At 63.1% G+C, this 20,002-nt stretch carries 19 protein-coding genes; 11 read left to right on the top strand and 8 right to left on the bottom strand.

Annotation, left to right across the window (positions count from 1 at the left end; genetic code table 11):
• Nucleotides 1-67: 67 nt before the first annotated feature.
• The gene (locus CH266_RS02700) at nucleotides 68-418 is read left to right on the top strand and encodes a VOC family protein (RefSeq protein ID WP_094695400.1); all 351 of its coding nucleotides are present in this window, start codon (nucleotides 68-70) and stop codon (nucleotides 416-418) included.
• Between the two features lie 164 nt (nucleotides 419-582).
• Nucleotides 583-1,281: an excalibur calcium-binding domain-containing protein gene (locus CH266_RS02695; protein ID WP_094714630.1), complete on the top strand. Its 699-nt coding sequence runs from the start codon at nucleotides 583-585 to the stop codon at nucleotides 1,279-1,281.
• On the opposite strand, the gene CH266_RS02690 is transcribed toward CH266_RS02695, so the two are convergent.
• Together CH266_RS02690 and CH266_RS02685 are read right to left on the bottom strand one after the other, a co-directional pair.
• Entirely contained in the window at nucleotides 1,278-1,787 is a 510-nt protein-coding gene (locus CH266_RS02690) for an O-acetyl-ADP-ribose deacetylase (RefSeq protein ID WP_094714629.1), read from the bottom strand. The two genes, CH266_RS02695 and CH266_RS02690, sit on opposite strands and share 4 nt — an antisense overlap.
• The gene (locus CH266_RS02685) at nucleotides 1,784-2,710 is read right to left on the bottom strand and encodes an ADP-ribosylglycohydrolase family protein (protein ID WP_094714628.1); all 927 of its coding nucleotides are present in this window, start codon (nucleotides 2,708-2,710) and stop codon (nucleotides 1,784-1,786) included. The genes CH266_RS02690 and CH266_RS02685 overlap by 4 nt, the downstream gene beginning before the upstream one ends.
• Nucleotides 2,711-2,772: 62 nt before the next feature.
• Between CH266_RS02685 and CH266_RS02680 the strand changes: the two genes are divergently transcribed.
• The 8 genes from CH266_RS02680 to CH266_RS02645 all read left to right on the top strand — a co-directional run bounded on the left by CH266_RS02680 (nucleotide 2,773) and on the right by CH266_RS02645 (nucleotide 12,827).
• On the top strand, nucleotides 2,773-3,447 hold the full coding sequence (locus CH266_RS02680; RefSeq protein ID WP_094714627.1) for an NrtR DNA-binding winged helix domain-containing protein: 675 nt from the start codon (nucleotides 2,773-2,775) through the stop codon (nucleotides 3,445-3,447).
• Nucleotides 3,448-3,495: 48 nt separating this feature from the next.
• Nucleotides 3,496-4,656, top strand: coding sequence for a hypothetical protein (locus tag CH266_RS02675; RefSeq protein WP_052054975.1), 1,161 nt, complete (start codon nucleotides 3,496-3,498; stop codon nucleotides 4,654-4,656).
• A 91-nt stretch (nucleotides 4,657-4,747) separates the two neighbouring features.
• Entirely contained in the window at nucleotides 4,748-6,046 is a 1,299-nt protein-coding gene (locus CH266_RS02670; RefSeq protein ID WP_052054976.1) for a T3SS (YopN, CesT) and YbjN peptide-binding chaperone 1, read from the top strand.
• A gap of 91 nt (nucleotides 6,047-6,137) precedes the next feature.
• On the top strand, nucleotides 6,138-7,157 hold the full coding sequence (locus tag CH266_RS02665) for an AurF N-oxygenase family protein (RefSeq protein WP_032364396.1): 1,020 nt from the start codon (nucleotides 6,138-6,140) through the stop codon (nucleotides 7,155-7,157).
• Between the two features lie 61 nt (nucleotides 7,158-7,218).
• On the top strand, nucleotides 7,219-8,817 hold the full coding sequence (locus CH266_RS02660; protein WP_052054977.1) for an FAD-dependent oxidoreductase: 1,599 nt from the start codon (nucleotides 7,219-7,221) through the stop codon (nucleotides 8,815-8,817).
• Between the two features lie 171 nt (nucleotides 8,818-8,988).
• Entirely contained in the window at nucleotides 8,989-9,798 is an 810-nt protein-coding gene (locus tag CH266_RS02655) for a hypothetical protein (protein WP_032383234.1), read from the top strand.
• Between the two features lie 90 nt (nucleotides 9,799-9,888).
• Nucleotides 9,889-11,190 carry a DUF2786 domain-containing protein gene (locus tag CH266_RS02650; protein ID WP_141214473.1) on the top strand — a complete coding sequence of 434 codons (1,302 nt, stop codon included), beginning with the start codon at nucleotides 9,889-9,891 and terminating at the stop codon, nucleotides 11,188-11,190.
• Between the two features lie 20 nt (nucleotides 11,191-11,210).
• The gene (locus tag CH266_RS02645) at nucleotides 11,211-12,827 is read left to right on the top strand and encodes an AMP-binding protein (RefSeq protein ID WP_094714665.1); all 1,617 of its coding nucleotides are present in this window, start codon (nucleotides 11,211-11,213) and stop codon (nucleotides 12,825-12,827) included.
• A 9-nt stretch (nucleotides 12,828-12,836) separates the two neighbouring features.
• Here CH266_RS02645 and CH266_RS02640 read toward each other — a convergent pair whose 3' ends face one another.
• Together CH266_RS02640 and CH266_RS02635 are read right to left on the bottom strand one after the other, a co-directional pair.
• Nucleotides 12,837-14,432, bottom strand: coding sequence for an ABC-F family ATP-binding cassette domain-containing protein (locus tag CH266_RS02640; protein ID WP_176456986.1), 1,596 nt, complete (start codon nucleotides 14,430-14,432; stop codon nucleotides 12,837-12,839).
• A gap of 190 nt (nucleotides 14,433-14,622) precedes the next feature.
• Nucleotides 14,623-15,300: a SanA/YdcF family protein gene (locus tag CH266_RS02635; RefSeq protein WP_094714626.1), complete on the bottom strand. Its 678-nt coding sequence runs from the start codon at nucleotides 15,298-15,300 to the stop codon at nucleotides 14,623-14,625.
• A gap of 314 nt (nucleotides 15,301-15,614) precedes the next feature.
• On the opposite strand from CH266_RS02635, the gene CH266_RS02630 reads away from it, so the two are divergent.
• Entirely contained in the window at nucleotides 15,615-16,988 is a 1,374-nt protein-coding gene (locus tag CH266_RS02630; protein ID WP_094714625.1) for a dicarboxylate/amino acid:cation symporter, read from the top strand.
• A gap of 60 nt (nucleotides 16,989-17,048) precedes the next feature.
• Here the strand turns inward: CH266_RS02630 and CH266_RS25110 are convergent, their stop codons facing one another.
• From CH266_RS25110 to CH266_RS02610, 4 genes are all read right to left on the bottom strand, one after another.
• On the bottom strand, nucleotides 17,049-17,294 hold the full coding sequence (locus tag CH266_RS25110) for a hypothetical protein (protein WP_094733282.1): 246 nt from the start codon (nucleotides 17,292-17,294) through the stop codon (nucleotides 17,049-17,051).
• A 165-nt stretch (nucleotides 17,295-17,459) separates the two neighbouring features.
• Entirely contained in the window at nucleotides 17,460-18,014 is a 555-nt protein-coding gene (locus tag CH266_RS02620) for a DUF3558 domain-containing protein (RefSeq protein ID WP_230592880.1), read from the bottom strand.
• A gap of 73 nt (nucleotides 18,015-18,087) precedes the next feature.
• A complete protein-coding gene (locus CH266_RS02615) occupies nucleotides 18,088-18,777 on the bottom strand; it encodes a DUF998 domain-containing protein (RefSeq protein WP_230592865.1) in 690 nt (229 codons plus the stop codon).
• A gap of 137 nt (nucleotides 18,778-18,914) precedes the next feature.
• Nucleotides 18,915-19,955 (bottom strand): SMP-30/gluconolactonase/LRE family protein, encoded by a 1,041-nt coding sequence (locus tag CH266_RS02610; protein WP_032368939.1) that lies wholly within the window; start codon nucleotides 19,953-19,955, stop codon nucleotides 18,915-18,917.
• Nucleotides 19,956-20,002 lie beyond the last annotated feature (47 nt).

Genomic DNA, 20,002 nt, shown 5'->3' with positions numbered 1-20,002 from the left:
TCCGGTGAGTCGAGCCCTCGGCACCGGTCCGTATGTGCAGAACCCGACAGCAACGGAGGAGAACGGCATGTTCAGATACATTTTCGCGGTCGTGGCGGTCCGGGATATCGATATCGCGAACGCTTGGTACGAGAAGTTGTTCGACCGTCGGGCGGACAACAATCCGATGTCGACACTGGTGGAGTGGCAGGCCGCTCCCGGAGCATGGGTGCAGGTGACCGTGGATTCCGAGCGTGCAGGCTCGTCGCTGTTCAATGTGGCGGTCGACGACCTCGAATCGTTCGTGTCGGCGGCCCACTCGCGCGGAATCGACTTCGCCGACATCGTCGAAGCGAACAAGGGCGTTCGGCTGTCCACGGCCACAGATCCCGACGGCAATTCCATCACCGCTATCGGCGGTTTTCGCGAGCACTACTGAGCCGGGGCGTGCCGTCTCGGCTCGAGGTGTAACGACGCTCGCACGCGGTGCGACATGGTGGAAGGAAATGCGACCGCCCGGTTCGGAAGAACGTGGGGTTGCTCCCGTCTCGCGGACACCCTTCGCCGCGAGACCGACACCCCGTGACCCGAGGACGATCCGACATGACCAGTGCCTACCCACCACCGTTCCAGCGCCCCGCACCCGAGCCAGCTCCTTCTCGCCGACCCCTCGTCGGCAAGATTTTCGCTTGGGCGGCAATCATTTTCGGCGCGATCTTCTTGATCGGAGCCATAATCTCGTTCGAGTTCGGTGCGGTACTCGTCGGCGCATCGATGCTCGCTGCGGGCGTCGCGTACCTGCGCTTGTCCCCCGAGAGTGGACGCAAGGGTTGGGCCGTACCGGCGATCGCTGTTCTTCCGGCACTGATCGTCATGGGACTGACGGGATCGACCGAACCCGAGAAGGTGGCCGTCACCCCGGTGGCATCCGTGCCCGCGCTGCCCACCGTGACGACGACCTCCGCACGTCCGACGACCACCACACCGGCACCGACCACGACGACCACGGCTGCACCGACGACCGAGCCCGTCGCCGCGATCGTGGAAATACCGACGACGTCGGAGTACATCCCCGCTCCCGAGCCCGTCTACATTCCCGAACCGGTCTACATCCCGGAGCCGGTGTACACACCCGAGCCCGTCTACACCGTTCCCGCGCCGTTGGCAGCGGTGCCGGAGAGCGCCTACTACGCAAACTGCTCTGCGGTGCGTGCAGCAGGCGCAGCCCCTATTTACGCCGGCGACCCGGGATACAGCAGCAAACTCGACCGCGACGGGGACGGGGTCGGCTGCGAGAACTAAACCACCATCCGCCGTGTCAGCTCGGCAGCCTCGCGGGAGTATGCGACCAGCATGACGAGGTCGACGGATGGCCGCGCTGCCTTGACGGCAACGACCTGTTGGGTGATGGCGTCGTGCATCGGCCAACCGTAAGACCCAGCCGAAATGAGCGGAAACGCAATGGATTTCAGATTCATCGACGCCGCCAGCGCCAGGCTGCGCAGGTAGCACAGGCGTAGTAGTTCGGATCTGTCTTCGTTCTTCGAGTAGCGCGGGCCGACGGTGTGGATCACGCAACTGGCGCGCAACCTGCCTGCGGTGGTGGCCACGGCGGCACCGGTGTCGAGGCCGTGGGGCAGGGTGGTGGCCCGCAACGCCTTGCATTCCGCGAGGATCGTGGGGCCTCCGGCCCGATGCAGCGCGCCGTCCACCCCGCCACCGCCGAGGAGTCGGGTGTCGGCCGCATTGACGATCGCGTCTGCGGCCACCTCGGTGATATCACCATGCACTACGTCGATGATCGTCATGCGTCGTCCTTTCTCTCGGCGATCGCGATGGCGATGCGATCGAGGTCGTCGGCGCGCAGCCCCGGGTAGCCGTGGACCAGCTCGCGCCACTGCGTCGGGACCGCCGACGCGCCCCACCGTGCACCGAGAAGTCCGCCTGCGATCGCGGCGGTGGTGTCGGTGTCTCCGCCTGCTCGGACACACAGTTCGAGCGCGGCGGGAAGGGGCAACGATGCGTCTGCCGCGCGATGTATCGCCCACCAGGCCGTTTGGAGCGCGTGCACGACCCAACCGTTCTTCGGGAAGTCGGTCGGCTCGCCCTCCTGAGCGCTGTCGAGCAGCGGCTGCCAGAAGTCCCGGACATCGGGTTCTTCGTGGCGCAGGAAGTCGGCGATACCGTCGTACGTTCCGTGTAGCACCGCGTGCCGGATCGCGTGCGACCACAGTTGACATGCCTGACCGGCACGAGGATCGGAGTGGGTCAGCGCGCTGATCCGCTCCGCAGCAGCCCGGCATCCGGTCACGTCGTCGAGATGGGCCAGCGCGACGGGCGCGGTCCGCATCAACGAGCCGTTTCCACCGGTCCGGCCGGTCAGCGACGCCGCGACCGCGGCCATCTCCGATCCGGTGCTCGCTCTCTGCGACAGCACTTTCCGGGTCTGATTGCCGACGTCGGGAGGATTCACCGCGAACCAGGCGCGGAAGTTCGCTGCCACCTCGTCGACGTCTCCGCCGATCTCGAGAGCGCTCGCAACGCACAGTGCCATCGACGTGTCATCGGTCCATTCCCCCGGGGCCCAGTCGAACGCGCCGCCCCCGATCATCGCAATGGCGGTCTCCGGCGTCGGATATCCGAATTCGTACCCCGCGCCCAACGCATCGCCCACTGCAGTGCCGAGCAGTACCCCACGCGCCCGATCCCGCTGATTGTCGGTCAAGTTCATTCGCTGCCCCTTAGATCGTTGTTGATCTAACAATAGATCAGACTTGCGCTAAGCTGCAACCCATGACGTGGACGGACCGAGACGGCAAGGCTCTGACCGATTACCCGCGACCTTCGGTTGCGGTCGATGTCGCGGTCCTGACGGTCCGTGAACAGCAGCTACAGGTCGTTGTCGTGCCCTCGGAGCGGGGCCTCGCACTTCCCGGAACGTTTCTGCGCCCGTCGGAAACCCTGACCGAAGCCGCCGAACGCGCACTCGAGTCCAAGGCGAACATCGTCGATCTGCAGTTCCACCAACTCAAGCTCTTCGACGAGCCCGGCCGCGACGACCGCGGTTGGGTGCTGTCGATGGCGCACGGCGCAGCCACACCGAGTCGATCACTGCCTGCGACAGCCGAATCGGTCGCCATCGACGGTGTGGTGCCGGGCTCGACGCTGGCGTTCGATCACAGCGGGATGGTCACCGAGGCAGTGCTGGACCTACGAGCTCGCTACGCGCGAGAGATCGACCCTGCAGGATTCCTGGATTCCACCTTCACGCTCCTCGAACTGCGGTCGCTGTACGAAATCGTCTTCGATCGCGCGTTCTCCAAAGACACGTTTCGCCGCCACGTCATCACCGCACTCGAGGGAACGAGCACGACGACGACGGCAGGTGGCGGTCGCCCGGCCGAGCTGTATCGCCGGGCACCCGATGCTGCACTGGCCGCTTCTGCGGACTCGTTCCTTCGCGGCTAGAGGCGTCACGCGACGAAACCGGACATGTCAGCGGATAAGCTGCGAGCCATGGGATCGAAGCGGCCTGCCAACCGCGGACAGAAACGTGCAGAAAAGACCAAGGCCCGGCAACGGCGTCACCAGCAATCTCGGCCGGCACCGACCGGTGTCGTATCCGAGCGGATCAGCGATCTGATCGACGGTTTCGTCGAGTGGCTCGACGAGAGCGAGATGTCGGAGCAGGCCGAGGCAATCTCACGGTTGGTGTCGTCGACACTGACCCAGTTGTCCGGTGCGCGCCACGGGTTCTCCCCCAGCGCGTGGATTCCCGCCGACGCGCACCTGCTGGTGGATGCTGCAGAACGCATCCTGCAGGAGGAATCGGAGACCGCCGAGGACACGGCGGTAAACCTCGTTCTGACGTCACTGCAGTATCTGACGTTCCTCGACGAGACCGATCTGTGGGACGGCAGCCCCGAGGACTACGCACACTGCATGGAAGACCTCTCCGACTTCCTCGAGGGCGACGAGCCCGACATGCTCGACGCAGACGACATCGATCTGCCTAACGTTTCGCTCGACCAGGAGCTTGCGGCCATTTCGGCTCTGCCGCTGTTGCCTGCGCTCGATGACATCGTTGCTCGCGTCGCCGACGGACTGGCAGTGTCGGACGACGTCCATCTACGCACCGCCGTCGGCCCGGCTCCACTCGACCCCGCCGGACTCACCGAGTCCTCGGACGTTGCAGCCGTCGATTACTGGTCGACGGCCATCGCGACCGAATTGGTCCGGATCGACGGCGACACGGCCAAGCTCGGCGACAACGCCCCCTCTCTGGCCAAGCGTGAGGCGGAGACCGTTCATGAGCTGGTTGCCGAACACGTCCGAGTGCAGCTGTCCGGAGACGCCGACGACCCCGACGTGTCCCGTTCGCTTGCCAACACGTTCGCGGTTCAGACCCTGCTGGCCGCGATGACCGACGAGCTGCCTCTGAACAACGAGGGCGAGGACTACGCCGATTTGGAAGGTGAGGACCTGCGGACGGCGCAGCTGATCGACCATCGGGTTCGATCTCTGATCGAGCAAGGCATTCTCGTGCGAATCGAAGAGGTCCTGGCGGTTCCACATGCGCTGCGTCCCGCTGTTCTGGACGGGGTGGCCGAGGCGCACCCTTTCGGGGCGCTGGACGAGGAGACGCACGAGCCGCTCGAGGACTCGGCGTCGTCGTGAACGCACTCGCGCGCGCCGAGACTCTGTCGGTGCTCGCCGCTAGCGTGACCGACGCCGCGTTATCTCAGCGCGATTCGGGTAAGGAGCCGACATGAGCGATTCACTCGAGTTCGACTTCGACGTCGACTCGGCATGGATGCACTTCCAGCGCCGGCTCGGCGAGTACGTCAGCGCCATGCGCGACGGTGACGCCTTGGTGATCGAGTCTCGATACGACAGCACGGACGGCGTTCCGGACACCGCGGCCTGCGTCCAGTTCTACGCCTGGGATCTCGACATGGTTCGCTGCGAGCTGCCCGCCAACGAGCACCTCCACAGTAGTCGCGCCATCACCGACGCTCAGCGAGAAGCACTGAACGCGTTGGGCTTTCGAACGTCTCGGGATTCCGAGCCGACGCCACCCCACGTCGACCGCAATCGCTCGTGGTCCGATGATCTGGCGAAGAAGACGGTCGCGGTGTTCCGTGACATCTGGGGCCTGCCACACCCGTCTTTTCTGAGTTCGCGGGCCACCGGACGCTACGACGTGCCGAGCTTCGAGGCCAGCACCGAACCCGTCTCGGCAGTCGTTCCACTGTGCGTGCAGCCGAAAGGGAAGGACCACCTGCAGCAACTCGTCGATCGTGCACTCGAACCCTGGTTCGGCTTTCCGCCCGATCACGACCCCGACGGCGACATTCCTCTGCGATTCGTCAACGGCACCGCATACGTCACGGTCAAATCCACCGAGCCGGTCGTCGAGATCAACTCGACGTTGGTGCACGCGGTCACCGGTCGCACCCGCGCGGCCGAGTTGCTGGTCGATCTCAACGTGCAGCTTCCGGATGTGATGTTGCATCTCGTCCAGGACTGCATCGTGGCCCAGGTACGTGTCAGCGGATCACCGTTCGTGGCCGATCACCTGCTGTGGGCGGTCCGGATGCTCTCGCACGTGTGGGAGCAGGTCGACGACAAGTTCGCCGAGGACTTCGGGGGCAGGCTCGGCGAACCGACCCCTCCGGTCCTCGAAGGTGACGACTTCCCGGACGGTCTGCTCGCGTTGATTGAGCTGATCGCGGATTCGCCCGATGCTGTCGAGCCACGCACCGTCCTCGAGTGCTGCTCTTCGGACCGTGACGTGGTCGTGTCGTATCTCCGCATCAGCGCCGAGCAGGAGGCATCGTGGCGCGGCATAGCGGTAGCCGCGGACCTGGGCGACGAACACTGCGATGTGGACGAGGCGGATCGCGAGGCCGCGAACTGGGGCAGCGCAGTGGCTGCCCTGCGGGAGGTGCTGCGGAGCACCCCCGAACAGGTCACTCCTGTGGTCGATCCGTCGGCGATCCAATTGCAGCTATTCGAGACCGACGAAGTCGCGGAGGTGTCCGACGAGCGTTCGGACGATCAGTAGCGCCATCCGAACAGAAAAGTTTCGACGGGCTTCCCTTTCATGTTAACTGGGGTTACATTAACTCCATGTTCGCATCACGTTTGGAGAAGCCATGACACTGACGACCGGCACCACGTCCGTTTCGGTGGACATCGACGCCACGGACGAGCAGCAGTACAACGAAACACTCACGTTGCTGTCCGAGGGTTCGGTGCACAAACACTTCGATCCTTACGTCGACATCGACTGGGAGTCCGAGAAGTTCGCGGTTCCCGCCAATGATCCCCGCTGGGTACTGCCCGCCAAGACCGACCCGATCGGGGGTCATGACTGGTACAAGTCCCTGCCGCTGGACCGGCAGATCGAGATCGGCATGTGGCGTCAGGCCAATGTCGCCAAGGTCGGCCTGCAGTTCGAGAACATTCTGATCCGCGGCATGATGCAGTACGTATTCTCGCTGCCCAACGGTTCGGCCGAGGCGCGCTACTGCACCCACGAATCCATCGAAGAGTGCAACCACACCCTGATGTTCCAGGAGATGGTCAATCGGGTGGGTTCCGACGCTCCCGGCATGAGTCGACCGATGAAGATGCTTTCGCCGTTCATCCCTCTGTTCGCGACGCTGCTACCCGAATTGTTCTTCGTCGGCGTCCTCGCAGGCGAGGAACCCATCGACCACATCCAGAAGTCGGTGCTTCGCTCCGGCGAAGAGATCCATCCGATCATGCAGAGCGTGATGGCCATTCACGTGGCCGAGGAGGCTCGCCACATCTCCTTCGCGCACCAGCTCCTGCGTCGTCGTGTGCCCAAGATGTCCAAGATCGGACGCTTCCTGCTGTCGCTGGCCTTCCCCGTCACGATGCGCATTCTGTGCGACGTCATCGTCATCCCGCCGAAGAAATTCTGGACGAAGTTCGACATTCCGAAGAGTGTCAAGAAGGACCTCTTCTGGGGAACCGAGCAGTCGCAGCACGCTTTGCAGGACTACTTCGGTGATGTGCGCATGCTGGCCACCGATACCGGAATGATGAACCGGGCGGCTCGCCTGATGTGGAAGCTGTGCGGAATCGACGGCAAGGCATCACGTTTCCGTAGTGAGCCGGACCGCAGCTCCAGCCAGTTCGCCGCATAGCCCTCTCGACACCCCACGCGCCAGTTATCCGTACAGCAGCGCCCGCCGTCAGGAACCCCACATGCCCCACGTCGTCACCCAATCATGTTGCAGCGACGCGTCATGCGTCTACGCGTGCCCCGTCAACTGCATACACCCCACCCCCGACGAGCCGGACTTCCTGACGGCGGAAATGCTGCACATCGACCCGCAATCGTGTGTCGACTGTGGTGCCTGTGTGTCGGCCTGCCCGGTGGACGCCATCGTTCCCCAGGCCAAACTGACCGAGGCTCAACTTCCGTTCCTGACCATCAATGCCGACTTCTACAAGCAGGAGCGGCCGCCACGGCCGATTCTGGCTCCGGTCACGCCGGCCGCCTCGGTGTCGAGAGATCGCCAACCGCTCCGGGTGGCGATCGTCGGGTCCGGACCCTCGGCGATGTACGCGGCCGACGAGCTGCTCACGCAGCCGGGGGTCAGCGTCGATGTCTACGATCGGCTTCCGCAACCGCACGGTCTGGCACGCCTGGGTGTTGCACCCGACCACCAGAAGACGCGTCAAGTGTCACGGCTGTTCGAAACCATCTCGGCGCAAGAGGGATTCACCTATCACCTCGGCGTCGAGGTAGGAAAAGACGTGACGCACGACGAGTTGATGGACACCCATCACGCCGTGATCTACGCGGTCGGAGCGTCGTCGGATCGCGAACTCGGTATCCCCGGAGCCGAACTGCCCGGGCGCACGTCGGCGACCGACTTCGTCGCCTGGTACAACGGCCATCCCGATCACGCTCACCGCACGTTCGATCTGTCACACGAACGCGCAGTCGTCATCGGCAACGGCAACGTCGCACTCGACGTGGCCCGGATCCTGACCATGGACCCCGACGCACTCGCCGCGACCGACATCGCCCCCCACGCCTTGGAAGCGCTGCGCCACAGTGCCATTCGAGAGGTGATGGTCGTCGGTCGGCGCGGCGTGGCGCAATCCGCATTCACGGTGCCCGAATTCGCGGGACTGCTGACCGTCCCCGATATCGATCTCACCGTCGATCGCAGCGAGCTCGCACTGGATCCGGTGACGGTACGACTGGCCGGCACCAACGACCTGCCTCACGCGGTCGCCCAGAAGCTGCAACTGCTGCGGCACGTCGACGAGTCACCCGAGCACATCGACGGCCGAAAGCGCGTCACGCTGCGCTACCTGCTCTCCCCCACTCGAATCCTGGGCACGGATCGGGTCACCGGGGTCGAGTTCGAGCGCATGGGTCTGACCGCCGACACCGACGATGTGGTGCGCAGTACCGCCACCGGCGAGATCGAAACGATCGACGCCGGCCTCGTCCTCACCTCCATCGGATACCGCGGCGTCGCGCTGCCGGGAATTCCGTTCGATCACGCAGTCGGCATCATCCCCAACCTCGGCGGCCGCGTACTCGAGGAAGTGGGCGGATCCCCGTCGACCGGTACGTACGTCACCGGGTGGATCAAGAGAGGACCTTCGGGCTTCATCGGCACCAACAAATCGTGTGCTCAGGAGACCGTCGGACATCTGGTCGACGACTTCAACGCAGGCCGCCTGACCGATCCGATCGATCTGCCGAGCGCATGGACGGCGAGCTCTGGTCGAGGGTCGCTGCGTCGCTCGAAAGACAAATTGCTGGCACTGCGCCGATCCTGACTTATCGGCTCCGACACCCCACCCGGTCGGGATCAATGCGACTGTCAGTCGTTCTGAGTGCAACAAAGCCACATTCATCCGGGCAGGGGTGAGGTTGAAGCGTCTACTATTAGGGTAGGTACCTTCATCGGCCACCGAATCGCGGCGGGCCAACACCTCGAGGAGACCGAGATGCCGGCCCTGCGACGCATCACCGCCACAGCCGCTGTCCCATTTGTCGGAATTGCCATTGCGCTCGTGTGCGCCGCACCGGCGCAGGCTCTGCCCACACCGGGCGATTTGGCAGATGTGCCGACACGGACGTCGATCTCGTACGAACACGTCCCGACGGCTACGTACGTCGGCAGCGCGGAGGACAATTCGGCGCGCCCGGGGTTGTCGACGGTCAAGCTCTACATGGCCGACTACGTCGTGCGCTTCGGAGACGGTTCGCCGCGAGATCGCGACCTGGCCGCACGCATGGTCCAGGTCAGTGACGACGGTGCCGCCTCGGTACTCGACAACAAATATCCCCAGGCCATCGATTCGACGGCAACGGAGTTCGGACTCACCTCTACCTCGCGGGGCGGTTTCTGGGGCAGTTCCTACACCAGCACAGCCGACACCGTGCGATTCCTGGCGGCGAAGAAGCGAACAGACCCCGCCAGCCCGGTCCTCGGCTGGATGAACTCCGCCGCACCGGTTGCAGCCGACGGAACCGTGCAGGACTGGGGCACCCAGCAACTACCCGGCGTGACCGGTAGCAAATGGGGATGGGCCGACGACGGATCGAGCGTGGTTGCGTCCGCGTCGATCGGTGACGAATTCGTCGTGGCTTCCAACACGTATGGACCGCGCCGCTCACAGACCGACGACGTCCTGGCAGCGCTCGGCGGCGTCGAGTTGACGGCACCGCCCGCTGCTTCTCCTGTACCGAACCTTCCCGTGATTCCCGGCCTGCCGTCGGTGGAAGAACTGCTGCTGATGCTCGCTCCTCGCTGACATGTTCGAATAACTTGTCGGACCCCTCCCCTACTCTGCGATTCACCGAAAAGTTCGGGGACCACACCGGGGGACGTGGAGGGGACGACGATGAGTCGTATCGATCTGGACAGTTTTTTCAAGTATTCACGCGCAACCAATGTGCGGGTCGGTGCTGATCCGAACGAATTGCTGGACAGCGGAATCGGTTTCGCCCAGCTGGGGACGTCGACGAAGGACATGACCCAGCTGATCGCCGAACGCCTTTCCGCTGCGGACGAAACCAGCCGAGCACATTCGGTACACGATCGCGCGGCGGAGATACTCGACGACGCTCTCGACAAGGCGTTCGAGAATGGTTGGCAGCCTGCCGAACTGGTGCACGTAACGCGTCAGAGCGCCGGAGCTGATGGCGCTGTGGTCATGATCGAGGCCATCGGCGCTCACGCGGCGCGCAGTTCCGCCGACAGCATTGCTCCCGAATCCTGGCGTGATCAGTTGTCCGATCTTAACGTCGAATCTGCAGGCGGCACTTCCGCCGAACGTCTTCGGCGGTGGCGTTCGTACAACCGGCGATCGGCGGCGCAATCGTGGTACACCCTGTTGCTCGTACTCGGTTGCGCAACATCGTTGTTCCCCCTCGAGTCACTCCTGCCCCCTCCTACTCGATGGACATCGAGCACTACGCCTGCCGGTCCGCGGCAGGCTCCGGATTCGAAGATGCTCGGCAAGATACGAGGGTTACTGGCCAAGGCGGAGTCGACGCAATTCCCCGCTGAAGCCGAGGCATTGTCGGCCAAGGCCCAGGACTTGATGACGCGCTATGCGATCGACAGCGCGCTTCTCGATGCGGGGAACACTCGCAACTTGATCGACGATGTCGTCACTCGTCGCATCATGGTGAGCAATCCGTACTCCAAGGCCAAACTGCTTCTGCTGCACAGCGTCTGCCAGGCCAACGGTGCCAGAACATTGTGGAAGAAGAAGTACCTGCTGGCCACCGTGATGGGTCTGCCCGTCGATCTCGATCTGTGCGAGCTTCTGTACACCTCGTTGCTGGTCCAATCGGCACGCGCACTCGACGAGGTCGGCGAGTCGTCGACCTTGCGGACTCGCAGCTTCCGTCACGCATTCTTGATCGCATACGCCCATCGAGTCGGCGAACGATTGCAGGAGGCACGCACGCGGGCTACTGCGGCGGCAACGCAACAGCACGGATCGGCTCTGGTGCCGATCATGGCGACACGATCCGATGCCGTGGACCGTGTCTACGCTGCCCGGTACCCGTCGACGAAGACGATCGAGTTCAGCAGCGACAATGCTCAGGGGTGGCTTGCAGGCCGTGCCGCCGCCGAACGCGCCGACCTTACCGGTGGGCGCGAACGTATCGACAAATCAGATCTGGCCTCGTAGTGCGCGCTACATTGGCTGACATGACCGGTCTGGATACTCCGCTGACGCCACTTCGCTTCCTCGAACGCGCTGCGGAGGTTCATCCCGACAAGATCGCCGTGGAGGATGGTGCGCGCACCTTCACCTACGAACAGTTCGCCGCCGCCGTCACCCGGCTCGCGCGTGCTCTGCGCGCGTCGGGGGTCGGCCACGGCGATCGGGTGGCCTACATTGCGTCGAACTCGGCGGAGTTGCTGTTCGCGCATTACGCGGTGCCACTGGCCGGCGCCGTTCTGGTCGCCATCAACACCCGCCTCTCACCGGACGAAGTTCGGTACATCTGCGATCACTCCGGTTCGGTTCTGTTGGTGGGTGATTCGGCACTGCTGGCCGGTCTCGGAACAGATCCCATCGCAGATTCGGTCACCGAGATCGTCGAGACCCCCTCGGTGGACGGCACGTACGACAAGCTGCCGCACACCACGCGATACGACGCGTTCCTCGAACGGGGAACGGACGAACCGATGGAGTGGGAGGTCGACGACGAGACGTCGACCATCACGATCAACTACACCTCGGGCACCACCGGTCGACCCAAGGGCGTGATGTACACCCACCGCGGTGCTTACCTCAATTCCCTGGGCGAACTTCACCACCAGGGATTCGGGGTCGACACCCGCTATCTGTGGACTCTGCCGATGTTCCACTGCAATGGGTGGTGCACCACGTGGGCGGTCACGGCCGCGTCCGGCACACACGTGTGCCTTCGCGGAGTGCGCGGCGACGCCATCTGGTCGGCCATCGACAACGGCGTCGATCACCTTGCCGGTGCGCCGACCGTGTTGACCACTCTCGCCACTGCTGCAGAGGCACATTCACTCGATCGACCGTTGACCATCGTCACTGCGGGAGCTCCTCCGAGCCCGACGATCATCGCCAAGATTCGAGCATTGGGAGCAACGCTCGTACACGTCTACGGCCTCACCGAAACCTACGGTCCGTATTCGGTGTGCGAGGCGAAGCAGGAATGGCTCGAACTGGACGCCGACGAACAGGCACGTCGCTTGGCTCGACAAGGAGTCGGCATGCTCACCGCAGACCGTCTGCGCGTGGTCCGCGACAAGCCTGGCCCCGGTGGGGTTTTGATCGATGTCGAACCCGACGGCACCGAAATGGGTGAGATCGTCATGCGCGGCAACAACGTCATGAAGGGGTATTACAACGACACGGCCGGAACGACACAGGCTTTCGCGGGCGGCTGGTTCCATTCCGGTGACCTCGGGGTGATGCATCCCGACGGCTACGTTCAGCTACTCGATCGCGCCAAGGACGTCGTCATCTCCGGCGGCGAGAACATCTCCACCATCGAGGTGGAACAGGCACTGGCGAGCCATCCTGCCGTCGCGGACGTTGCGGTCATCGGGGTGCCCGACGACAAGTGGGGAGAGCGGCCGAAGGCGTTCGTGGTGCTGGTGCCCGGCGCGGACGTCTCGGAAGCCGAGCTCGTGGCGCACGTGAAATCGGCCATCGCGTCGTACAAGGCTCCTCGCAACGTCGAGTTCATCGTCGAGCTGCCGAAGACATCGACGGGCAAGATCAGGAAGAAGGAGTTGCGCGACGCCGAGTGGGGCACGTCCGCGTCCAAGATCAACGGATAGCTTCTCTGGTCACGCCATCTGCACACCGGCAATTTCGGTGACGCAGCCCTTGCCGTCGAACGACAGCTGCCGAAAGGCCACCTTCTCGACGAAGAACCTGTCGTGGCTCACGAGAATCACCGCACCGGGAAAGGCCATCAGCGCACGTTCGAGCACCTGGGTGCTCTGTAGGTCGAGGTGGTTGGTGGGCTCGTCGAGCACGATGACGCCTGCGCCGAACAACAGGCACTGCGCCAATGCAACTCGTGCCTTCTGCCCTCCGGACAGCACGCCGATCTTCGATTTGAGATCCATCTCGGAGAACTGCAGCAACGTGAGAAAGCGGTGGACTTCCTTCTTCGTCGCCGTCAGAGCGAGACTGCCCGGCATCGCGTTGACCGAGTGCGACACGGTGTCGTCGAGATCGAGATCGGCGAGCACCTGGTTGTAATAGATGAACGACGGTGCCTTGGTCTTCCATTTGATCTTGCCACTGTCGGGTTGCTCGGCACCGACGAGAATGTCGACCAGCGTGGTCTTTCCGCATCCATTGGGTCCGGTGATGGCGATACGGTCACCGCGGTGCACGGTGAACGAGATGTTCTCGAAGAGTCGTTGCTCGCCATAGCTTTTCGAGATTCCTGTGATCTCCGCGAGGTTGTCGTGCACATGCAAACCGCCGTAGATTGCGGTGACCACCGTGTCGACCGGGCGGGGGCTCTTGCTCTTCTTGATGTTCGCCAGGCGACGTTTGAGCACTCCGCTGGGGTTCTTCACTGCTTCCTTACGATCACTGATCGCTTCTTGCTCGTAGGCCAGCAGCTGCTGTTCGTTGCTGAACTCACGTTCGAGGTTCTTCAGTCGAAACTGCTTCTGCTGCACGTATTCCGAGTAGTTACCGTCATAGGTCTGCAGGTGATGGTTCTCGATTTCGACGATGCTGGTGACGACCTGCTCGAGGAATGCGCGGTCGTGCGAAACAACGAGTAGCGCACCGCGGAAGTCTCGTAGCCTGCGTTCGAGCCACGCGATTCCGGCAACATCGAGGAAGTTCGTCGGCTCGTCGAGGAGCAGGACGTCCGGGGCCTCGATGAGGATCTTGGCCAACGCCGCGCGGTTGCGCCAACCACCGGACAGCCGATCGACGGGGAGCTCCCGTCGTTCGGCGTTGAATCCGAGCATCGACAACACGGTGTCGATCTGTTGGTGGTAGGTCCAACCGCCACTGTTCTCCATGGCGTCGAGCAGTTCGGCTTGGCGGTCGACGAGCTTGTACATCTGCTTCTCGTCCAGGTCACCGCCCAATGCGGCCTCGACCTCGGCCAACTCGGTCTCGATTGCGTGGACAGCACCGAAGAGAGATTCGAGCTCCGCTTGAATGCTGCGATCGCCGTCCAGTTCGGAGAACTGCGAGAAGTAGCCGATGCGAGCACCCTCGGTGACGTCGACGGTCCCCGAATCCGGGGTCTCTCGGCCGAGGAGAAGCTGCAGCAGGGTGGTCTTGCCTGTGCCGTTGCGGCCGATCAGACCGATGCGATCGCCGTCGGCGAGGCGGAAGAACACCTCACGCAACATCACCTTCTGGTCGTATCCCTTGGCAACGTCGTTCAAGCGAATCCAGCTCAAGCGTCCACTCCTGTAAAGCACGGGGTTCGCTGAGTCGTCGAACCGACTCGCTCACTGTAGTCGCGTCTGCGCGAACACTCCGCGTCGCCGATCAGTTGACCAGCCGCGGATCAGCTCCCCGGACTCGACATGCAGGCGCCGATCGGCGTCATACTTCCCAATCTGAGGAGCCGATCTCCCACGGGCACACTTATCGCCCTGTGATTGTCGCAAGTGAATCGTTCGGCGGGGACACGACGACTGGATCGCGTCCGGACCACAGATCGAGAACTGCTTTGGGGCGTGCCAACAACTCTCGTGCGTAGTTCCGCACAACAGCGAGCGTGTTGCAGTCGATGCAATCGGCGGTCACGCCGTCGACCTCCAGATCCATGTCCTCGCACAGCGCCACGGCGCGCGAGACGTGAAGGGGTTGACTGATGATGAGTCCACGTTCGACGCCGAACGTCTCTTTCGCGCGGGCGCACGTGTCGTAGGTATCGATGCCGTGATCGTCTCCGATGATGACGTCAGGGTCGATTCCATGCTCGATCAGGTACTCGGTCATAGCCTGAATCTCGTTGCCGGACTTGCCGTCTGCATCACCGGAGACAAGGATTGCCTTGATCTTTCCTGCCTCCATCAACTGAATGGCGGTGTCGAGCCGACCGGCGAGAAAGCGCATCGGTTTGCCGTCACGCACCTGGGCACCGAGAACGATCCCTACTGGCGCGTCCGGTGCGTCGTCGACGTCGTAGACCTTGCCCGCCGTCGCGTACGCAACCCATCCGGCCGATGCCAGAACGACCGCGACCAGCGCTGCGACAACAGCGCACATCGCTTGTAGTAGTCGCCGAACCAGTCCTCGAGGCTTTGCTGTCGTACTCATGATCTCGTTTCGTCGGCTGCGGAAAACTCAACGTAGCTCACGAAATCGGCGAACCGTCGATCGCGCAGCGCACCCTCATCGATTCCACAGTGAACCCTCAGAAGAACCCTGCCCGTCGCGGCGATTGTCGGACGAGTACCGTCTTACCAGTGAATCCGCTGCTGACCTCTCGACGCTACGTCGACTTGCGTCTGCAAGCCAGCGCTACCTGTTGACGGTCCTCTAGACCGCAACCTCTCCGTCGGGCACATCGTCCCGATGAGCACTTTCTCGCCCACCTCTGTCGGCGTCTCTTCTTTTCGAAAGGCATAACCATGTCTGCGCCCAGCGCTACCCGTACGCGCCGTGTCCCTACCTGGGCAACCGCGTTCGGTCCACAAATCGTTGCCGGTCTCGTACTCGGTGTCGTGTTCGGGCTGATCGCTCGATCGATGCCCGACGCGGCCGACGGCAACGAAAACTGGTTGGTCGGTACCCTCTCGACCATCGGTTCGAGCTACGTCAAGCTGCTCACCGTCGCGGTCATTCCGCTGGTCTTCACGGCCATCGTCAGTTTCATCGCCAATCTTCGTGAAGTCACGAACGCTGCACGTCTGGCAATCCAGACGCTGTGGTGGTTCGCCATCACGGCGTTCATCGCGGTGATCATCGGCATCGTCATCGGTCTGGTCGCCCAGCCCGGATCGCGGACCAGCGCTGGGGCGGACTCGGCAGGAGATCCGTCCAGCGTCGGGTCATGGTGGTCGTTCCTCACCGGTTTGGTGCCGAACAACTTCCTCGCGCTCGGCGCGAAGACCACGGTTGCCGAGAGCGGTACCGCGACCACGTCGTTGAGCTTCAACATCCTGCAGTTGCTGGTGATCGCCGCTGCCATCGGTATCGCTGCTCTCAAGGTCGGCAAGAAGGCCGAACCGTTCCTGGCCTTCAACGCGTCACTCCTTGCGATCGTGCAGAAGGTGTTGTGGTGGATCATTCGCCTCGCGCCGATCGGCACGGCTGCTCTGATCGGCAATGCTGTGGCCACCTACGGCTGGGACGCGATCGGTTCGCTCGGGGTGTTCACCGTCTCGATCTACGTCGGCCTGGCTGTTGTGTTCTTCGTGGTGTACCCGTTGATCGTTCGCGCACATGGTCTCTCGGTCCGCGCCTTCTACTCGGGCGTGTGGCCGGCGACCCAGCTCGGTTTCGTCTCGCGGTCGTCGATCGGCACTCTGCCTCTCACCGAGCGTGTCACCGAACGCAACCTGGGCGTGCCGCGTGAGTACGCCTCGTTTGCGGTACCGCTCGGGGCGACGACGAAGATGGACGGTTGCGCTGCAATCTATCCCGCCATCGCAGCACTGTTCGTCGCGCAGTTCTACGGTATCGACCTGACCATCACCGACTACCTGCTGATCATCGTCGTGTCTGTGATCGGTTCAGCGGCAACAGCAGGAACGACGGGCGCGACGGTGATGCTGACTCTTACGCTGTCGACCTTGGGACTGCCTCTCGCCGGCGTCGGCCTGCTGCTCGCAGTGGAACCGATCGTCGACATGGGCCGTACCGCGGTCAATGTCACCGGCCAGGCTCTGGTGCCGACCATCGTCGCCAAGCGCGAAGGCATCTTGAATCTCGAGCGCTACAACGCTCCGCGCAACGGCGATCCCTTCGTCGACGAGGAAGCCGAAGTGGAACTGGCTCGCTAGCAGCACGTTTCGACCGATCGATCCCGACGACCGAGCAACTGGGTCGTCGGGATTTTTCGTCTATCGCGGTGGCGACAGCGCTTCGACCGATGCCGCGGTGGCACTGTCCACGGCCTCGACACTTGCGAAATAGTGTCGAAAGAACTCGCGCATGGTCTTGATGATCTCGATCTGCTGCTTGATCGCAAAGCGAGCGGAGCCTTCATCTCCCGTTGCCAACCGCGTGAACTTCGCCTGAAGCTGTTTGGCCGAGTCCAGGTCACCCCAGGACTCAGGCCACGCGAGGGAGGCGGTCATCTCCAGCATGCGATCGAGCTTTATCAGGTACTCGGTGCACGCAGCGTCGCACCGTTCTGCAACTCCTGATTCGACCTCGAGTTCGCCCGCCGCTGCTCGGTCTCGAAGACTCCGCCAGTGGTCCAGATTTTGATTCAAACCGTATGGCTCCAAGTTAGTCAGCACCCTTCTGATTCACTTCGGCAAATACGGTTCGAAGTCGACCGCGTGTCTGTTGACCTCGGCGCAGGGTTCACCTTCGAGATCTCGCGAACCCTTCTTCTGCAGGTCGAGCACGATCAGACCGTCACCCGTGCCGAAAGCAACTGCGCAACCCAGGGATTTCAATTCGTCTGCGTGCCGCAGTTGAACTGCGGTGCGGCCCGAGAGGCTCACCTCCGCACCGCGCACGAACGAAGGACTGCCCAGTAGTTCGTTGATGGACTCCAGCGACGACAACACGGCGACGTAGTACCAACTGTTCAGCGCAGTGCCGTCCCAAGTACAGCCCTTCCATCCGGGGTACGTCGTGATTCCTGCGAAGTCGGGTCGTTCCGTACTCACGTCCAAGCCGCTTGCTGTCACCGCAGATTTCGGGATAGTGCATGGATCGAATGGCTCTCGTGGGCCCGGTGCCACCGCCGACGTGGATGTGTCCTCGCTCGCCACAGGGTTTCCATCTGTCGAGCCGGCGCATCCCGTCAGCAACAGCACCGTGCTGCACGCCACAGCAATTCGACGTCCAGACATCACACGCATTCATTCAACCTCTCGACGCCGACGGCACTGACAGGTTGGACGCACGCAACGCAAGATCGGTTCCCTAGACGGGCTGCGAGGCCTCGATCTCCTGTGACTTCACGGAAGCAGGACTCCTACGTTCGGCTGCCCACACCCACAAGGCCAGCGAGATCAATGCGATCACTTCGGCAACGACGAGCACGCGCTCCACGTAGCCGAGGGTCACCACCCGGTACCAGGGTCGCGTGCCGACGGCACCGACAACGAGTGCGTATGCGATCGGGAGCAGCGTGCAGACGGACAGCACGCTCAGCCACAGTGTCGTTCGTGCCCGGACAGACCATGGACCCTGACGAATCCAGGGCCGCGAGAACGCGAAGACCGCGACGGGGATGCTGACGAACGCCACTGCCGCACCGAGTCGATGGATCGTCCCGCCGAGGCTCAGTGACGCGTCGTTCGACCAATCCTGCTTCGGCACGGCGACAACGGCAACAAGGCCGACAGTCCACAGCATCAGACACAAGGACGCTACTGAGGTGGGTGGGGTGAGCCGTTGTCGCACCGCGGCCAGCAGAGTGAAAGCAGAACCCAACGCGAGCAGGACGACCCCGATCGAGAACACCCACTGCTGTGCGCCGAGTCCGTATTCACTGATCGTGCGCCGAAGGTGCGAAGGCGTCTGCCATGCAGTGTGAGCATCGAGAACCAGAACGACCAGCGCTCCCAACACGATCGACACGGTGCCGACCTCGGCCGGACGAATCGACACGAAGACCCCTCTCTCGGACGACGTCGGTCGCGTCCGACCTCCATGGTGCCCGAACCGTTGCTCGAACCCCCTTGGATCGTTGTGCGCGGAAACTCGGTCTCTGCTACGAGTTTCCGCGCACATGCGGCGAAGCCGCTCTACTGGGGAACAGAGCTGACGGTGAACGGCTCGACCGGTTCTCCCCCACGCTTGTCGAACTGACTGTTGACCACCAGTAGTCGATCATCCACTGCTGCAACGGTTGTGGGGTAGGCAAACGATGGGTCCGTGATTTCGCCGGTGACCGATCCGCGCCGGCCATCATCGTTGAGGTCGACCTTCGAGATCAGACCGTCGCGATTGCGGACGAGATACAACGTGTCGTCGTCCATCTCCATGCCATCGCCGTTCATGAGCGTCGCCCCACCGAGGTCGACCTGGGTGACCTCTTTCGAGGTCTTGTCGATCCGGTACAGATTTCCGGTGCTGGACTGCACAACGATCAGCGCCGATTCGTCGTCGTTCTCGACGATGCCGTTGGCATTGAAGCCCTCCCCGTAGACGAACGGGCTGCCGTCGAAGTTCACGAACGTCTCCATCGGAGCGTCCTGCGTCCCAGCCACGATCTGATCGAAGGGAATGCGGTACAGCGCCGGGCTGCGTGAGTCCGTCACAAAGGTATCGCCGTTGTCGGCAATCGCGACGTCGTTGAGGAACGTCGCGTCGGGGCCGAGACCGTTGGTGAACGTTGCCACCAGATCACCGGAATTGGCGTCGTACACCCACACCTTGCCTGTCGCTCCACCGGCGATCACCAAGTAATCGGGCCGATCGTCGTCATCGGTGACATCGATCCCCGCAGCACCGGTGCGTCCGTCCGCACCGCCGGGCAGGAAGACCGATACATCCGGCGATCCGACGGTTCCGCGGAACACGGCACCGTCGGAAGTGGAGGTGACGTAGAACGTGTCGTCGGCGGCGGTGATGCCTTCGGGGAACACTCCTGTGCCCGGCAGGTTGTAGACGCCGACGTTCGATGGGCCGGACGAAGCCGATACAGACGACGGAGCGGAGGACGCCGGAGCTGACGATTCAGTGGGAGCGGAAGCGGGGGTCGGCTCCGGATCGGAGGACCCGCAGGCACCCAGCAGGAGTGTGGCGGCGGCAACAACGGGCAGTACCTGGAGGGCTCGTTTCACCCTCGCAAGTGTTCCATATGTCTCAATTTCTTGGCATTTCTCCTGGT

It is taken from the genome of Rhodococcus sp. 06-1474-1B, assembly GCF_002258885.1.
Taxonomy (GTDB): Bacteria; Actinomycetota; Actinomycetes; order Mycobacteriales; family Mycobacteriaceae; genus Rhodococcoides; species Rhodococcoides fascians.
Note: the sequence above shows the minus strand (reverse complement) of the source record. Positions and strands in the feature narration are given on the sequence as shown.

Excerpts from the sequence above, each read along its gene's own strand:
- CH266_RS02700 (WP_094695400.1), top strand. The coding sequence starts at position 68 with ATGTTCAGATACATTTTCGCGGTCGTGGCGGTCCGGGATATCGATATC.
- CH266_RS02665 (WP_032364396.1), top strand. The coding sequence starts at position 6,138 with ATGACACTGACGACCGGCACCACGTCCGTTTCGGTGGACATCGACGCC.
- CH266_RS02690 (WP_094714629.1), bottom strand. The coding sequence starts at position 1,787 with ATGACGATCATCGACGTAGTGCATGGTGATATCACCGAGGTGGCCGCA.
- CH266_RS02650 (WP_141214473.1), top strand. The coding sequence starts at position 9,889 with ATGAGTCGTATCGATCTGGACAGTTTTTTCAAGTATTCACGCGCAACC.
- CH266_RS02645 (WP_094714665.1), top strand. The coding sequence starts at position 11,211 with ATGACCGGTCTGGATACTCCGCTGACGCCACTTCGCTTCCTCGAACGC.
- CH266_RS02670 (WP_052054976.1), top strand. The coding sequence starts at position 4,748 with ATGAGCGATTCACTCGAGTTCGACTTCGACGTCGACTCGGCATGGATG.
- CH266_RS02620 (WP_230592880.1), bottom strand. The coding sequence starts at position 18,014 with ATGTCTGGACGTCGAATTGCTGTGGCGTGCAGCACGGTGCTGTTGCTG.
- CH266_RS02655 (WP_032383234.1), top strand. The coding sequence starts at position 8,989 with ATGCCGGCCCTGCGACGCATCACCGCCACAGCCGCTGTCCCATTTGTC.
- CH266_RS02630 (WP_094714625.1), top strand. The coding sequence starts at position 15,615 with ATGTCTGCGCCCAGCGCTACCCGTACGCGCCGTGTCCCTACCTGGGCA.
- CH266_RS02660 (WP_052054977.1), top strand. The coding sequence starts at position 7,219 with ATGCCCCACGTCGTCACCCAATCATGTTGCAGCGACGCGTCATGCGTC.
- CH266_RS02680 (WP_094714627.1), top strand. The coding sequence starts at position 2,773 with ATGACGTGGACGGACCGAGACGGCAAGGCTCTGACCGATTACCCGCGA.
- CH266_RS02685 (WP_094714628.1), bottom strand. The coding sequence starts at position 2,710 with ATGAACTTGACCGACAATCAGCGGGATCGGGCGCGTGGGGTACTGCTC.
- CH266_RS02675 (WP_052054975.1), top strand. The coding sequence starts at position 3,496 with ATGGGATCGAAGCGGCCTGCCAACCGCGGACAGAAACGTGCAGAAAAG.
- CH266_RS02635 (WP_094714626.1), bottom strand. The coding sequence starts at position 15,300 with ATGAGTACGACAGCAAAGCCTCGAGGACTGGTTCGGCGACTACTACAA.
- CH266_RS02695 (WP_094714630.1), top strand. The coding sequence starts at position 583 with ATGACCAGTGCCTACCCACCACCGTTCCAGCGCCCCGCACCCGAGCCA.
- CH266_RS25110 (WP_094733282.1), bottom strand. The coding sequence starts at position 17,294 with ATGCTGGAGATGACCGCCTCCCTCGCGTGGCCTGAGTCCTGGGGTGAC.